The sequence below is a fragment of the Photobacterium sp. GSS17 genome (assembly GCF_028621875.1).
In the GTDB taxonomy this organism is placed as follows: domain Bacteria; phylum Pseudomonadota; class Gammaproteobacteria; order Enterobacterales; family Vibrionaceae; genus Photobacterium; species Photobacterium ganghwense.
Map to the genome: position 1 here is coordinate 1,266,762 of NZ_CP117517.1, position 15,799 is coordinate 1,282,560.

Sequence of the window (15,799 nt, forward strand, 5' to 3'; positions counted from 1 at the left end):
GCAACAATTACATCAAATATTAATAGCTGGCAGACGTTTATGGGGTCTTTTGTTAATAAGTGGTTAATTTTGGTGTGAGTCACATTTTGGTAAGATATGGAAACTTACTACAAATTTCCGATCAATAAGCGATCAATGTGATGTTTGTCACTCAAAAACTGTATAAAAAATAGGTAACTACGTAATTTTATTAATGAAATGGGTTTTGTTGTTTGTCTACGTGAATGCGATCACGGATGGTAGGGCATACGATGTCATAGCATTGCACCCGATGGAATAAGGTCAAACATGATGAATTCAGCCTGTTACTGGCACGAAATGTGGAGAAAATTCGTGTTTGTACAGCTGGCGCGACGAAGATGCTAAATCTTCCCGGTTTTGCGTATGTCATGTTTGTCTGAATGTTGTATGCCGGTTGAAGGATCGAAAGGATGCCGACCGGCAAATTCGGGGATGTTTCAATGGAAAAACCGCGCCTGTCGTTTTGGCAAATTTGGAATATGAGCTTCGGCTTTATGGGCATTCAATTCGGCTTCGGGCTTCAGAATGCGAATGTCAGCCGGATATTTGAAACGCTGGGAGCCAGTATTGAGCAAATACCGATACTCTGGATTGCCGCGCCGCTGACCGGGTTACTGGTACAGCCGATCATCGGTCACTTCAGTGATCGCACCTGGACCGTACTGGGTCGCCGCCGCCCGTATTTTCTGCTAGGGGCCATTGCCTCATCATTGGCATTGATCGTAATGCCATATTCACCGCACCTCTGGGTGGCTGCGGGTATGCTCTGGATGCTGGATGCCTCTATCAATATTTCGATGGAGCCATTCCGGGCACTGGTCGCGGATAACTTACCGTCATCACAACGCACGCAGGGTTTTGCGGTTCAGACCTTCTTTATTGGTATCGGATCTGTGGTGGCCTCTGCCATGCCTTATCTGCTGAGTAATGTATTTGATATCGCCAATACCGCACCGGCCGGAGAAGTACCGCCGTCAGTGAAAATTTCTTTCTTGTGCGGGGCGTTGGTTTTTCTGGGATCGATCCTCTGGACAGTATGTCGGACCAAAGAGTATTCGCCACAGCAATTGGCGCTGTTTGATGGCGAGCCGCTGTGTGAACAGGAACCCAAAGCGTGCTGGCAAACCTTTCTTTGCGATATAAAAGCGATGCCAAAGACCATGGTACAACTGGCCCTGGTGCAGTTTTTCTCTTGGTTTGCTTTGTTTGCGATGTGGATTTATACCACATCTGCGGTAACCACCCATATTTTCGGTACGTCTGATACCAGCTCCGCATTGTACAACGAAGGGGCGGACTGGGTTGGATTGTGCTTTGCAGCCTACAACGGTATTTCAGCTCTGGCGGCCTTTATGCTGCCGTGGTTGGCACAGAAAACCAGCCGCAAGTTTGTTCACAGCCTCAGCCTGGTTATTGGCGGAGTCAGTTTAGCGGCTATGGCGCTGATTAATGATCCTGCAATGCTGATGCTGAACATGGTTGGTATCGGTCTCGCTTGGGCCAGCATTTTGTGCATGCCTTACGCTATTCTGGCAGGGGCGTTACCGTCCCGGAAGATGGGATTCTATATGGGGGTCTTTAACTTCTTTATCGTTCTGCCGCAAATTTTGGCGGCCGGTATTCTCGGCTTCTTCACCCGTTGGGCATTCGGTGGAAACACCATGATGGCTATCGTATTGGGTGGGATCTCCATGATTGTCGCCGGGCTGATGGTGATTCGCGTGAAAGATGAAGATGAGCCGAACCGGGTATGCAACTCTGAGCCAAAGTCTGCCGCCGTGCTTTCTGCTGCAATCTAGTTAGCCGTTAGCCGTTAGCCGATAGCCGATAGGCTGAATCGCTTCTGTGGAAACAGGCCAGTTCGTTCACTGGCCTGTTTTTTTTTGCTTTATTGTTTCCTGTTTCCTGTTTCCTGTTTCCTGCTTCTGGTGGTAGGGGAGTTGTTTGGGTCGCAAGCCCTGTATGGGGTTCTCGCAAACAACCTCACTGAAATGTTGGCGTCCGCTTTTCCAGAAATGCTGACACCGCCTCGCGGGCTTCATCACTGCGAATACACTCCACTAACTGACGGTTTTCCTGCTCAATGGTTGCCAGCAGGCGATCCCTGTCATGGTCCAGCAGCATGGCTTTTGAAATCTTCATGGCTTGTGGTGGTAACAGGCAAATGCGCTTGGCCTCCTTCAGTGCCCGTTGATCCGGATACGCTTCAATTGCATTGATAAAACCAAGTGACAGCGCTTCATCAGCCGTCATCGCCTCACCAAACAGCAGCATGGCTTTGGCTTTGCGGATACCAATGATTTTCGCCATTTCTGTGCTGGACGCCATTTCCGGGCATAGTCCTAATGGAACAAACGGCGTTTTGAAAAGCACACTGGCTGAAGCATACACGATGTCGAAGAACTGCAGCATAGTGGTGCCAATCCCGATCGCGGGTCCGGAAACGGCTGCAATGAGGGGCTTATTACACAAGATGAGCGCTTTCATGAACCTTTCGACGGCAAAGCTAGACATCCCTTTTGAAATAGCGAGAAAATCCTGCATGTCATTGCCGCCGCAAAAGACATCCGGTAATCCACGAAGGACCACCGCCCGAATCCCTGGGGTCGCGGACGCCTGCTCAAGGGCTTCCGCTAACTGTTGATACATCTGCTGATTGAGAGCGTTTCGTGCGTCCTGGCGATGAATCTGAATATCAAGGATCGCATCTTCCTGATTGACAAGAATATCCATATTTTTCTTCCTGTTGTCGGCCGAGAGTTTCTCCCTGAGAGGGCTGTTCTGTGTCGTCCTGTTGTTCCGCTTTAACTTCAGTGCGTTCTGATTGACTATTTTCGGTGTCGAGCGTTGTCATTTAAGCGTAGATCGAGAAAGATATCTGTGATGCTACCTTTGAAACAGTTGTTTAACTTTTCAAAGATGCGCTGATCAAGCGGCCTCACTCAAATTCTCACTTCTAAACACTTTCATTCAAAGAATGTTATTCCAACGATGGACCGATGACTGGATGACGCTGTGAATTCTGGCTGGTTGGGTATAATGCCTGTCGAGAATATATCAAGAAGGAGCGCCCCTTGAAGACAGAATCTACACCTATAGAGCAAATGTGCTGCGCAATGTTGCAGGCTGTTCGGACAACGAAGCCGCTGGTGGTGAATCTGACCAACTATGTTGTGATGAACAATACAGCCAATGCATTGCTGGCTGTTGGCGCTTCGCCAATCATGGCGCACAGCCGGGAAGAAATGGCGGAAATGATGGGGTTTTCCGGTGCACTGGTCATTAATATCGGGACGCTCGACAGCCACTGGATACCACGGATGTACTACGCGGTGGAGAAAGCAAACGCCAATAACAAAGTGGTGGTACTGGACCCGGTGGGCTGCGGAGCCAGCGCGCTACGGACAGAGGTTTCCCGTAAGCTGGCTGCGTTGGCAGAAACCTTGATCATTCGCGGGAATGCATCTGAAATCATTGCACTTGCCGGGGAAGCGGCGCAATCAAAAGGGGTCGATGCACTGGACAGCAGTGAGCAGGCCCTGAATTCGGCCAAACAACTGGCACACCAGCACCAGTGTACTGTGGTGATCTCAGGTGCGACCGATTACGTGGTGTCCACCGACAAGGTCTGTGCGCTGGACAATGGCCATGCCATGATGCCAAGAGTGACCGGCATGGGGTGCAGCCATACTGCGCTGACCGGGGCTTTTGCCGCAGTGTGCGAGGATACCTGGGAAGCCGCGCTGGCCGCAACGGCCGTATTGGGAGTGGCTGGTGAGCTGGCCGCAGAAAAATCAGCCGGGCCGGGGAGCTTACAACTGAATCTGCTTGATTCGCTATATCTGCTGGGTGAGCCTGCGCTGGCGGCCCGTCTGAACGCCAAGCTGCTTGGAGGCACGGCCAATGCCTGATTACAGCCTGTATCTGGTCACGGACGAGAATCTGGATCTTGAACAACTGAAGTTTGTGATCAAGGAAGCCGTTGCCGGTGGCGTGACTATGGTTCAGTTGCGTGAAAAACACGGCGATGTTCGTGAGTTCATTCAGCGTGCCATGGTTGTTAAAGCGCTGCTGATGGAAACCGGGATCCCGTTGATCATTAACGATCGGGTGGATGTGGCGTTGGCGGTCGATGCCGATGGTGTGCATCTGGGCCAGTCTGACATGCCTGCCGCAATCGCCCGCCGGTTGATTGGCGGTGACAAAATTCTGGGGCTTTCGGTGGAAAATGAGCAGCAACTGGCGGATGCGCAACACCTGCCGGTGGACTACCTGGGTCTCAGCGCGATTTACCCGACACCAACCAAAACCAATACTGTGTATGCCTGGGGGCTGGACGGGTTAGAGAAAGCGGCGGGTGAAAGTCGATTGCCGTTGGTGGCTATTGGTGGGTTGAATGAAAGCAACATTAAATCAGCCATGGATGCCGGTGCGGCGGGGGTCGCCTTAGTGTCGGCAATTTGTCATGCGACATCGCCAAGCGATGCGTGTCAAAAGCTACGTAAGCTGATGCATGCCGACTGAGAAGAGGAAGGAAGTAACGTCAGCCGTTGTGACATCCAACGTGTTGACGTTTTCTTCCGGCCCGCGAAGTGCTTTTGCATCACTGCGAAATGTTGTTTCGGTCAGATAAAAAATGTCTCGAGATACAGCTGTTCCACTTCTTTTCTTGCCCATTCGGTTCGGCGTAAAAACGTCAGGCTCGATTTGATACTCGGGTTGCTGTTGAAGCAACGGATGTTGATTTCGCGTCCCAGGGCTTCCCAGCCGTAATGATCAACCAGCTCTTCCAGCAGTCTTTTCAGAGTGATGCCGTGTAGCGGGTTATTCGGTTGGTTTGTCATAATGGTGTCTCTTTAGGAATCAGAGTGAGTGGGTAAAGTGGTAAGCTGCGTCGAAAACAGAAAGGCTACCCGAAGGTAGCCTTTTTTGTCAGTAATTTTATTACTGAACTTAGAAGTTCGCAGAGCGTGGTGTACGTGGGAATGGGATCACGTCGCGTACGTTACCCATACCTGTTACGTAAGAAACCAGACGCTCAAAGCCCAGACCGAAGCCCGCGTGCGGTACTGTGCCGTAACGGCGCAGATCGCGGTACCAGTTCATGTGCTCTGGGTCGATGTTCATCGCACGCATACGCTCGTCCAGTACGTCCAGACGCTCTTCACGCTGAGAACCACCGATGATTTCGCCGATACCCGGTGCCAGTACGTCCATCGCTGCGACTGTCTTACCGTCTTCGTTCATACGCATGTAGAACGCTTTGATATCTTTCGGGTAGTTTTTCACGATAACCGGGGCTTTGAAGTGTTCTTCAGCCAGGTAACGCTCATGCTCAGAAGACATGTCGATACCCCACTCAACGTCGAACTCGAAGTCACGGCCAGAGTCTTTCAGGATCTGGATTGCATCGGTGTAATCAACCTGAGCGAAGTCTGAGTCAACAAACTGCTCAAGACGCGTGATGGCGTCTTTGTTGATACGTTGTGCGAAGAACTCCAGGTCATCACGACGCTCTTCCAGTACAGCTTTGAACACGTACTTCAGCATGTCTTCAGCCAGCTTCGCAACGTCATCCAGATCGGCGAAAGCCACTTCTGGCTCAACCATCCAGAATTCCGCCAGGTGACGGCTGGTGTTGGAGTTTTCAGCACGGAACGTTGGGCCGAATGTGTAAACCTTGCTCAGGGCACACGCGTAAGCTTCAGCGTTCAGCTGGCCTGATACGGTCAGGAATGTTTCTTTGCCGAAGAAATCTTCGTTGAAATCCACATCGCCTTTGTCTGTACGAGGCAGGTTGTTCATGTCCAGTGTAGAAACACGGAACATTTCACCGGCACCTTCACAGTCAGCAGCCGTAATCAGCGGCGCAGACATCCAGAAGAAACCTTGCTCGTGGTAGAAGCGGTGAATCGCTTGCGACAGGCAGTTACGAACACGGGCAACCGCACCGATTACGTTTGTACGTGGACGCAGGTGAGCCACTTCACGCAGGTACTCAATAGAGTGGCGTGTTTTTGCCATTGGGTAAGTATCTGCATCTTCAACCCAGCCAACAACTTTCACTTCGGTTGCTGCCAGTTCAAAATCCTGGCCGCTGGCCGGAGACTCAACGATTTTACCGGTGACCTCAACAGAGCAACCAGTAGTCAGCTTCAGCACTTCTTCCTGGTAATTATTTAACTCATTTGGGACCACGGCCTGAATCGGGTCGAAACAAGAGCCGTCATAAATGGCAAGGAAAGAGATTCCAGCTTTGGAATCGCGACGCGAGCGAACCCAGCCACGTACAGTCACTTCACTGTCGACAGCTAGCTTACCGCTCAGTACGTCTGTTACAGGCGCGTAAGTCATGTGTAAATTATTCTCCGTTAAGGCACTTTTATTGTTGTGCCATCGGGCATAAAGCCCCAGACACTGTCCAAGGGTTCAATATTACCTGTCTGGCGTCAGGCATCAAGCCTTGTGATGGCCTGATAGGGTAAATTGATGAAGTAATCGCTCTAATTGCTCGGCTAAGTGCTCAAGATTTACGCTAATCTCTTTCGACGACTGTGCATGACGTGCTGTATCGTCGGCATGCTCGGTGATAATTTCAACTTTTGAGCGAATGTCATCGGCAAGGGCTGCCTGACTCGATGACTGCTGCTGAATGTCGACCGTATGCTGGTTGACGGTCTGGATATGATTATCGATAGCAGCCAACGCGGCGGAAAGCTCACGAATCGTTTCGACTTTTCCGTACGCAGTCTGGCAGGTGGTTTCAATGGCATCAGCTGAGGCTTCGCAGTCCTGATGCAGATTGTCGATAATGGTATGGATATCACCGGTGGCCTGATGGGTGCGAGTGGCGAGATTCCGGACTTCGTCGGCGACCACCGCAAAGCCGCGACCCTGCTCTCCGGCGCGGGCTGCTTCAATGGCGGCGTTAAGCGCCAGCAGATTGGTCTGCTCGGCAATACCGCGGATCACATCTAAGATGCTGCCGACCTGCTGACTCTGCATATGGAGGTGATCGATACGTGCTTTGACGTGTTCAATGTCATGGACCAGTTGCTGAATGCTCTCACCGGCTTCCTGCGCCAGCTGCGTTCCCGACTGAGCCGCCTGTGAGGCCTGACGACTGAGCGCGGCGGTTTCGGTGGTGTGTTGCTCAACGTCATGCTGCTGATGCTGCATGTTGTCGATAGCGGTAAACATCAGGCCGGTTTCGTAGCGCTGACTGTCCGCAGCCTGATTGGTGCTGCCGGAAACCTGGGTTAACTGGCTGGCCTGTTGAGTCAGGGACTCCGATGTTTGTTGAACCTGACGCAGGCTGGCAGAGAAATTGTCCAGCATATGATCGTAGCTGTGACACAGTTCGCCAATCTCGTCGGTGCGGGATGAGTTCAGACGCTGGCTGAGATCTTTATTCTGGCTGGCGGTTTTCATATAACCGGACAGGCGGCGCAGGGGATGAACAATAATGTTACGGATCATCATCAGCGCGAACAGGAACCCGGCAGCGGCGATAGCCGACATGATAGCCCCGGCGTTAAGTAATTGGCTGTCAACCCGCTCATAGAGCGGGCCAAGATTGTATTCCAGGCGGACGACGCCCAGCACTTCGTTCTCCGGCACGATATGGCACTGCAGGCAATTGGTGCCCCGGTAGTTGCTGCTGGCTTTCATTGGCAGGGCAACCAGCAGGGTTTTTCCGTTCGGGGTACTGATGGTTTCGCTGATTTGCTCGCCGGCAAGGGCTCGTCGGTCGAAGTCATCCACCGGCTTCTGGTAGTCCAGACCGGGGCCAAACATATTGACCACGCCGGGTCCGCGAATCACTCGGACATTCTCAATGCCGTTGTGAGACAGGACTTTTTCACGCAGCGTCTCTTTTTGTGACATGGTGCCGGTCAGCATCATCATATTGAGGCTGTCGAAGTAGTTACCGGCCTTATCCAGCGTCTGCTCGCTGATGACCGATTCCAGCATGGTTTTTTGCTGACGAGCCTCATAGGCGAGAGAGGCGACCAGCACGACCAGAAAAACCATTAATAGGGTGAGGAGGAGTTTATGAGCAATGGTAAGACGCATCTTCCTTAATCTCTTACACATATTCTTGTTGTGGATATAGTGTAATTGCTTGCCATGTTAATAAATAGTTTTCCTGCTATGACTGTGATGTAAGCCACGATAACGTTTTATCTATAGGTAATTGCTTGTTATTCATTCTGTTTTATGTTCGTTGTGGCTGGGAACCCAGTGTGGAAGATGACCTGAATAATCGTCATGCGACTGGCAGTAAAAAGCCCGCGATGTGACGCGGGCTCGGTAGCGAGGCTGTGGGAATAAGAAAGGTGTTATTCCCATGAGGTATTTTTATCAGGCTGCTGGCTGGTCGGTAAAGGCACAGGTCTGGCCGTCATTTAAAATGGTCCCGGCTGGTGGCCCGGTCGGCTCAGCAGGAGGCTCGCCTTCCGCTGGTGGCGGGGTCTCCGGTGCTTCAATGGGCACCACGTCCGGTACTTCACTGGCATCGATCAGCGTGACGATATCACTCCAGATTTCCCCTTCATTGTCCCCGTACAGCAACGTGTCATCGGTCTCCCAACGGGTTTGGTGGTTAAAGGCTTTGATGGCCAGTTTCAGGCCGTCAGTATCTGACAGTTGAATCCGTTCCTTCATTGAGCCATCAATGGCTTCGTAGTACAGGGTACCGTCATCTTCCAGTTTCCAGCGGATGTCGAAGTTAAAGCCACAACCGTCTGAGTCCACATAGCTGCCGAGGAAGTAGTCACCGGAAAAGTTATCGGTCAGCTTGAGGTACCGTGACGTATCGCTGGCGAACGTCAGGGCTTTGTCGTCACTCAGGTTACCGGTCTGGCCAACCAGCAAGGCTTCCGTAAACCGCGGCACCCGGCCATACCAGGCTTGTTTACAGGATGCGGCCTGAGTCTGGTACTCCTCCTGAGTTTTCTTCACCATCGGTGTAGTGGTGGTCTGATCCCAGCCGGAATCATTGGTCGTACAGGCGGCCAGTTGATCGGCCTGATACTCACGGGCCATGAAGTTTGTAATGACCGTTTCCTCAGGCTGACCGTTATCCGGATGGATGTACTGCTTAATCGCCATAACCCGCAGGGCATAGTCATAGTTGGTCTTCGCCCAGTACTCAAAGGAATTCGGGGTATCGGCATTTTCCAGCATTTTCAGGTAGCTGTTATCCAGCAGTGCCCAACTGCGGTTACTGCCGCTGACAGGTTCGGTGTGGCGGTAAAACTCCCAGGTATTATCACTGCGTAGGATCTGAGCTGTGATCTCACCATCTTCGGCAATCTGTACCAGGGTTTTGTCGACCAGATCACTGACGCCCTGAGTGGTGAAGTGCTCGTCACCCCCACACTCTGTTACCGCGTTGAGGAAGAGGTCTTCATTTGCCAGTGCGGTATTTCCAAAGATACAGTCGTCAAAGGCGGGCAGGTTGTCCCGGGTCGCAGCGGCAAAGATCTGATCTTTCGCATCATTATCAAAACCGGAGTAGTGGAACTGTTCACCATCCAGCAGGGTTTCGCCGATGTTGACGAATCCGCGGTCAACCACCAGGAACAGTGCCAGGCTGTTGAAACGGTAGTTATCAGACAGTTGTTTGATGACATCGGGGACATCGAAACGGATCATCTGTTTGCCGGCAATCGTTACCGGAGACCAGACACCTTGCTCTTGAACCACCCATTCATCGACCGCAATGTTGCTCCAGTAACGGACGGTAAACAGACCGTCATCAATAATTTCTACGACCACGTTATCGGTGAGTTTAAAGCCGTTAACGGATTCAAACTCTGGCCCGGCATTGGCCTGAGCAGTGATCAGGTCATCCAGACTGGTGAAGGCGGTATCCGGCAGCTGTGTGGAGTAAACGCGGCAGGTGTCTTTGTCGTTGGTGGTGTCACACAGCAGGTACGTTTCTTTTTCCGGCCGCCAGGTGAAATAAAAGCCTGAGGCATTTTCATCAAACGTCGCAGTATCCTTGATATAGCGGGTCATGAAATGATTTTCCCGGCTCGATAGAAAATCGTGGATCCGTTTTCCTGACAACGAATAGACATTCGCCTCCAGGGAAATTCCCGACTTATCATCTTTCGTCAGCCCGGCATCGGTCAGCATCGCGGTTCTCTGAGTCGCCAGGATGACTTTCAAGTAACTGAACAGCCCGGTCCAGCCTTGAGAGGTAAGCACCTGATGTGTGACATCTTCTGTCCCGAATGCGGTTGAGCCGCTGAGATAAGTAAAAAATTCACTCAGATTAATGTCTTCGTTACCACTTTTTTTCCAGCGGAATTCTGCCACTTCGGTCTGTGAACCGTTATACGAGGTGTGGTCCGACATCAGGACAGTACCGTTGTTACTGCTGCCAGCGGCAACCTGCCAGTAACCGTCGCTCAGAATGGCCTTAATATCTGCCAGCGCAGCATCCTGCTCGGTATAAAAGCGCTCAATACGACCGTCGGTCATGGATTTGACAATAGAAAGCTGCATCAGATCTTTCAGTGTCATGCCTTCCAGGCCGATTTGGGGGAACAGGGTATCGCGAATATCCAGGGCCATGTTGTTGATGTCCTGTAGCGCAAACAGCACTTTACCCTGCGGCGCATCGGTAAACACCTCAGTAAATACCCCCCAGTTGCCGTCTTTGACGATGCGTTTGGTCAGGGCGTAGTAAGTCATCGATGTTTCCAGCGTGACCGTCAGGCGTTCGCTGGCCAATGGAGTCATATAAAGACCCTCAGGCAGTGCTTCACCCAAGGTGAATTCGGGGATCCCCGCCGGATCAATCAGCAGTACCGCGTTGACTCTGGGTTTGGTATCGCCGGTAAACGTATAAATCCCTTCACCGTTTGTCTGCCAGTCGGTCAGCTCGATGGATTCCAGCACCTTACCTTTATCGTCCAGCCAGACTGCGGCAAAATTTTGTTCTGTCAGATCTTTCACTGCGTTGGCGTAAGCCTGAGGAAGCAGTGACAGTGAATGTTGCTGAGCCAGAGTCATTTGGTCAGGCAGATCGACAGAGACTCTGAAGTCGGTCGTTACCGGTGTGGCCGGAGCCGCAACAGGATTGGGTGTCTCACCTCCACCTCCGCCACAGGCGGTCAGAAGCAGGGCGAAAGCCGTCAGGAAGCAGTATCCCAGATAGCTGCGCATAATATTTCCCCACAAATGATTATGACTATTGGTTTTTTGCTGAGTATAGATAGGACAAAATTAGCCATTGTTAAGAGGGGGAAGGTGTCTCAAAGAATAAGCGGCCGTCCGAAAAGTGAGACGACCGCTTGAAGGTGATGGGGTGGTGCAGATCAGAGGCTTAGGCAATCGCCAGATATTTGTGGGTCTGAATGGACAGACGCCAGTTGCGGGCAATGCAGGTTTCAATGCACAGCTCGGTCGCACGCGGCTTCTGGCTGATTGGCTGAAGCGCAATGCTGACGTTTGTTTTCAGATTTTTGCCAGCCAGCAAATCATCGAGTTGCTCGATGTCCTTGGTTGTTCCAACCGGATGCTTAATTTCGTCAGCCCGCTCCAGTGCGCTTGGCAGCACAGGAAGTTTGGCCTTCATGTTGATTTTTGGCGACACGGTTACCCAGGTGTTGGCTGTGGCCTTCACTTCTGATGTTCCGCTGGTTTCAATCTGACAACGGAAACCGGCCTGCTCCAGTGCTTCGGTCAAAGGCACCAGATCATACAGGCATGGCTCACCACCGGTGATAACAACATGCTTCGCGGTGTATTTCTGATCATGGAGCAGATTCACAATGCCCTGAGCATCCAGCTCAGTCCAGGTCGGAGAGTCGCCTTTTTTCGCCATGATCTCAGCAATTGAAACATGATCCTGCGGCTCTGCCGACCAGGTCTGTTTGGTATCGCACCAGGCACAACCCACCGGACAGATCTGGAGTCTGACAAAAATGGCCGGTACGCCGGTAAAGACACCTTCGCCCTGGATGGTTTCAAAGACTTCGTTAATTTTGTACACCGCAAACCTCGTGGTGAGTTGAACAGGAGTTGAACCGCGGCATTATGGCAAAAAAGCTGTGAGCTGTCTTCCAGTAGATAAATTTTGGTGGTGAATTAACCGCGACCATTTTGAGGGAAATATGAAGCGGCATACAGTTTTCACTGATTGATTTCGATTTCCCTGTGACTCTTGTCACGTCCCATGAAACTTCGGCTTCACAATTACTTCGCAAAGTAAAAAAATTCAATTGTTCATCTTTATATCTACATTTTTTCAGGAGTTAAGGCATGTATGTCGCTCAGCCTGGTCATATCGATCATATCAAGAGAAACAATGCCGGCAGCGTCTACAAGCTCATTGATCAGCTTGGCCCTATCTCACGGATTGAACTGTCAAAGCGCAGCCAGCTGGCACCGGCCAGTATCACGAAAATTACCCGTGAGCTTATTGATGCTCATCTTATAAAAGAAACCGCTATTCAAGAAGCGGCCAGCCGGGGGCGACCGGCGATTGGTCTGATGCCGGCCAATGAAGGGTGGCAGTTTATGTCTATCCGACTGGGGCGTGGCTATCTGACCATCGCACTGCATGAGCTGGGGGGCGATATCCTGATTGAAGAACGTCAGGATGTGGATGTGCTGGAGCAGGATGAAGTCCTGAAAAAGCTGATTTCCGAAATTCATACCTTTTTTGCCAATCATGTGAATGAGCTGGATCGTATTACAGCGATCGCGGTTTCATTGCCGGGGTTGGTGAATGCGGAAGCCGGCACCGTACTGCAAATGCCGCACTACAATGTGCATAATTTGGCGTTAGGTCCCGCGATTCATGAGGCTACTGGATTGCCGGTGTTTGTCGGCAATGACACCCGTTCATGGGCGCTGGCTGAAAAACTGTTTGGGAATTCGCGAGATGTGGCGAACTCGATACTGATTTCTATCCACCATGGTGTGGGTGCCGGTATTGTGTTGGATAATGTGGTGTTATCGGGCCGTATCGGGAATGTGGGTGAGCTTGGCCACATTCAGATAAAGCCCTATGGTAAACGCTGCTTCTGCGGAAACCATGGCTGCCTGGAAACTGTGGCCAGCCTGAAAGCGGTGCTTGAGCAAGTGGAACAGCGACTTCGCGAAGGGCACCCGTCCACGCTTCACGGCAAGGTGCTGACAATCGAGGGTATCTGTGACGCCGCGGTTGCCGGTGACAGTCTGGCTCGCCAGGTCATCGTTGAGCTTGGTCATCACCTGGGACAGGCCATTGCAATTATGGTCAACCTGTTTAACCCCGATAAAGTTCTGATCGGCGGAGAGTTTAACCGCGCAAAAGAAGTGCTGTATCCGGCTATCATGGATTGTGTCCGAACGCAGTCACTGCCGGTTTATAATCGTGATCTGATGATTGAAGAAAGCTGCTTTTACACTCAGGCAACGATGCCCGGTGCGGCGCTGGTGAAGCAAGCCATGTATGACGGTCACCTGCTGATGAAGTTGATTGAGGGATAATGTCGCCTGTTCATTAAACCTTCGTTGCATGATTTTCCTGACAGTATGGTTTGCAAAGTGTTGGTATCTTTTACACCTGATAAACCGTACGAATATAAAACCCAGTAAAAACAGTAAGTTAATAACTGGCACACAATTCGCTTAGTAGTGAGTGATTCTATATCGGGGGAAACACTCATGATTAAGCAAACTCTTTTAGCATGTTCACTGTCCACACTGTTCCTGGCTGGCACTGCCAATGCAGAACTGATTATTGATGACTTCAGCGTTGATCAAGCAAAGATTGAGGTAAACGGTGTCGGTAGCCTATCCACTTCTGTAACAGGGCCAGATAGTGTTTTGATGGGTGAAGAGCGGGATATTCTCGTTGATGTTACCTCTGTGGCCAACAACAACTTAGGGGCCAGTGCTTTTGTCGGCAGTGGTTTTCTTTCTGTGAGTGTTGACACTCTGACATCCGCGACTGTGTCTGTTCAGTATGATGGTACAGATAACTCACCAAATATCAACGCAGCGGGTTTAGGTTCCAGAAACTTTGCGTTAAACGGCAGCGGTTTCCTGTTTGAAGTGCTGTCTCAGGACCTTGATTTAGGCATCCGCATCAACACTTGGTGGGGAGGCGGTGCCTCAACAAACTCAGCGAATCTGGTGACAACATCGTCAGCACCTGGGGTCGTTTATATCGATTTCAGTGATCCTATTTTTGGTGGCACCGATTTTACGGACATTTCTGCCCTGGAATTTATTTTCAATCCTGATGGAGAAAGTAAAGCCTACGACGTTTCATATGGCATGGTATCAGTACCAGAACCCGCTTCAATGTTCCTGTTTGGTGCGGGTTTACTGGGCTTCGCGGGGATGAAACGCAGAAAACAGTAATTCAGACAGTTGGGGCTTTCTTGCCTGCCTGTTATGGGGTTGTCTGAGGTCAACCCTGGCAGTCAACGACAAACCGGATGACCCGCGAGTACCACCTGATTAGCCAGACGAAAGTAGACGTCTGGCTTTTTGTTTTTTCTGCCGGTAGAGAAATGCGCTGCCGATGATCAGTACGCCCAGCACGTTAGCGAGGGCATCAAACAGCGAAAATTCGCGCCCCAGAGGTAACAGGCCCTGGGTGAGCTCAAGCAATGACCCATACAGAATCAGTGCCAGACAGGTTGCTCTGGGGTAACGGCGTAGTTGTGACGTACACAGAAACAGAAACGTCAGGCCGCCATAGGCGATCAGATGTAAAATTTTATCCAGAAAGAGAATGCCGTATTGCTGCAAATCGGCGAACTCGGGCTCATTTTGAGCGGGCACCAGCGAAATGTAGGCAATAAAGAGTGTGCTGGCTACGGCACCGAACCAGGCCAGATTGTTTCGCTGGAAGGGGGTGAATGTCATCATCTCGGGTTACTCACTCAAAGGCTTTGCTTCAGGGTAATTAAGTGCAGAATCGGAATCGCATAAGTGATTGCACTGGGGTCAGTGAGCATGGACTCTTTGCTGGTTTTGACGAAGACCTTATTGATAATGGCAATGACTTCACCGGTTTCCGGGTGATAAACCGGGCTGCCGCTGTTTCCTGGATAGGCTGTTGCATCAAACTGATAGACGTCATAAGGCTTTTTAAGTTGCCTTAGCTGCTGCACGGTCAGCTCCCGGGCATGATTGGCGGGCGTCGCAATGGGGGTAATACTGGCAACAATGCCCTGATGCGTTGCCGGGTACAGGCCCAGAATGGCACCAATCGGAAAACCGGTGAAACTATAGCGCTCACCTTCCCGAACCGGGCGAGTAGAAAGACGTAACGCGGGTAAGGGGGAACCGGCAATTTTCAGAATAGCCAGATCGTGCCGGGTATCCCGTTTAATGACAGTTGCGGTGCGTACCTCCGGGCTGCGGCCGGTACCGATAAAGACAACAAACTGCCGCTTACCGGTCAATAGGGAAGGGTTGACGACATGCGCATTGGTGGCAACCAATTGCGGGGCGATCACGAAGCCGGTACCAAACAACTGACCTCGGGGGCTGGCGGCTTTATCATAAAAACCGACACCCACGATGGACGGTTTTATACGTGCAATGGTATCCGGCAGGTCGGCGAAAACTGACGCCGAGAAGCAACAGAGAAGACACAATAAGAATCGTCCTGACATGAATCCTCCATATGACGAGCCACAGCATCAGCTGTGGCTCGTGTTGGTTAGAAATCTGTTAATGGCATTGACCTTTCGGTAAGGAGAGCCCCCGGCCATGATTGCAGGCATACCCGCCAAGGTTTTTCAGGCTGCCACTG

Annotated in this window: 13 protein-coding genes; 5 read left to right on the plus strand and 8 right to left on the minus strand. The window is 51.3% G+C overall.

What is annotated here, in order from left to right:
- Positions 1–431: 431 nt before the first annotated feature.
- Complete coding sequence (locus PGW97_RS05650) at positions 432–1,820, plus strand: MFS transporter (protein ID WP_273859169.1); 1,389 nt, start codon at positions 432–434, stop codon at positions 1,818–1,820.
- Between the two features lie 184 nt (positions 1,821–2,004).
- Here the strand turns inward: PGW97_RS05650 and PGW97_RS05655 are convergent, their stop codons facing one another.
- The gene (locus PGW97_RS05655; protein ID WP_273859171.1) at positions 2,005–2,754 is read right to left on the minus strand and encodes an enoyl-CoA hydratase-related protein; all 750 of its coding nucleotides are present in this window, start codon (positions 2,752–2,754) and stop codon (positions 2,005–2,007) included.
- 371 nt (positions 2,755–3,125) lie between these two features.
- Here PGW97_RS05655 and thiM point away from each other — a divergent pair, with 371 nt between their 5' ends.
- Together thiM and thiE are read left to right on the plus strand one after the other, a co-directional pair.
- Positions 3,126–3,932 (plus strand): hydroxyethylthiazole kinase, encoded by an 807-nt coding sequence (gene thiM, locus PGW97_RS05660; protein ID WP_273859628.1) that lies wholly within the window; start codon positions 3,126–3,128, stop codon positions 3,930–3,932.
- Positions 3,925–4,545 carry a thiamine phosphate synthase gene (gene thiE, locus PGW97_RS05665; RefSeq protein ID WP_273859173.1) on the plus strand — a complete coding sequence of 207 codons (621 nt, stop codon included), beginning with the start codon at positions 3,925–3,927 and terminating at the stop codon, positions 4,543–4,545. The genes thiM and thiE overlap by 8 nt, the downstream gene beginning before the upstream one ends.
- Positions 4,546–4,646: 101 nt before the next feature.
- On the opposite strand, the gene PGW97_RS05670 is transcribed toward thiE, so the two are convergent.
- The 5 genes from PGW97_RS05670 to queE all read right to left on the minus strand — a co-directional run bounded on the left by PGW97_RS05670 (position 4,647) and on the right by queE (position 12,031).
- Positions 4,647–4,868, minus strand: coding sequence for a VF530 family DNA-binding protein (locus PGW97_RS05670; protein ID WP_047884156.1), 222 nt, complete (start codon positions 4,866–4,868; stop codon positions 4,647–4,649).
- A gap of 106 nt (positions 4,869–4,974) precedes the next feature.
- Positions 4,975–6,375, minus strand: a complete 1,401-nt coding sequence (gene asnS, locus PGW97_RS05675) for an asparagine--tRNA ligase (protein WP_047884157.1) — start codon at positions 6,373–6,375, stop codon at positions 4,975–4,977.
- Positions 6,376–6,477: 102 nt separating this feature from the next.
- Complete coding sequence (locus PGW97_RS05680; RefSeq protein ID WP_273859177.1) at positions 6,478–8,097, minus strand: methyl-accepting chemotaxis protein; 1,620 nt, start codon at positions 8,095–8,097, stop codon at positions 6,478–6,480.
- Positions 8,098–8,385: 288 nt separating this feature from the next.
- A complete protein-coding gene (locus PGW97_RS05685) occupies positions 8,386–11,202 on the minus strand; it encodes a hydrogenase expression protein HypA (protein ID WP_273859179.1) in 2,817 nt (938 codons plus the stop codon).
- A gap of 160 nt (positions 11,203–11,362) precedes the next feature.
- The gene (gene queE, locus PGW97_RS05690; protein WP_047884160.1) at positions 11,363–12,031 is read right to left on the minus strand and encodes a 7-carboxy-7-deazaguanine synthase QueE; all 669 of its coding nucleotides are present in this window, start codon (positions 12,029–12,031) and stop codon (positions 11,363–11,365) included.
- A gap of 269 nt (positions 12,032–12,300) precedes the next feature.
- Here queE and mlc point away from each other — a divergent pair, with 269 nt between their 5' ends.
- The gene (gene mlc / locus PGW97_RS05695) at positions 12,301–13,515 is read left to right on the plus strand and encodes a sugar metabolism global transcriptional regulator Mlc (RefSeq protein WP_273859183.1); all 1,215 of its coding nucleotides are present in this window, start codon (positions 12,301–12,303) and stop codon (positions 13,513–13,515) included.
- A gap of 177 nt (positions 13,516–13,692) precedes the next feature.
- Entirely contained in the window at positions 13,693–14,394 is a 702-nt protein-coding gene (locus PGW97_RS05700) for a PEP-CTERM sorting domain-containing protein (protein WP_273859184.1), read from the plus strand.
- Positions 14,395–14,493: 99 nt separating this feature from the next.
- On the opposite strand, the gene PGW97_RS05705 is transcribed toward PGW97_RS05700, so the two are convergent.
- Positions 14,494–14,907: a VanZ family protein gene (locus PGW97_RS05705; protein WP_047884163.1), complete on the minus strand. Its 414-nt coding sequence runs from the start codon at positions 14,905–14,907 to the stop codon at positions 14,494–14,496.
- A 14-nt stretch (positions 14,908–14,921) separates the two neighbouring features.
- Complete coding sequence (locus tag PGW97_RS05710) at positions 14,922–15,659, minus strand: S1 family peptidase (RefSeq protein WP_273859186.1); 738 nt, start codon at positions 15,657–15,659, stop codon at positions 14,922–14,924.
- Positions 15,660–15,799: the final 140 nt, after the last annotated feature.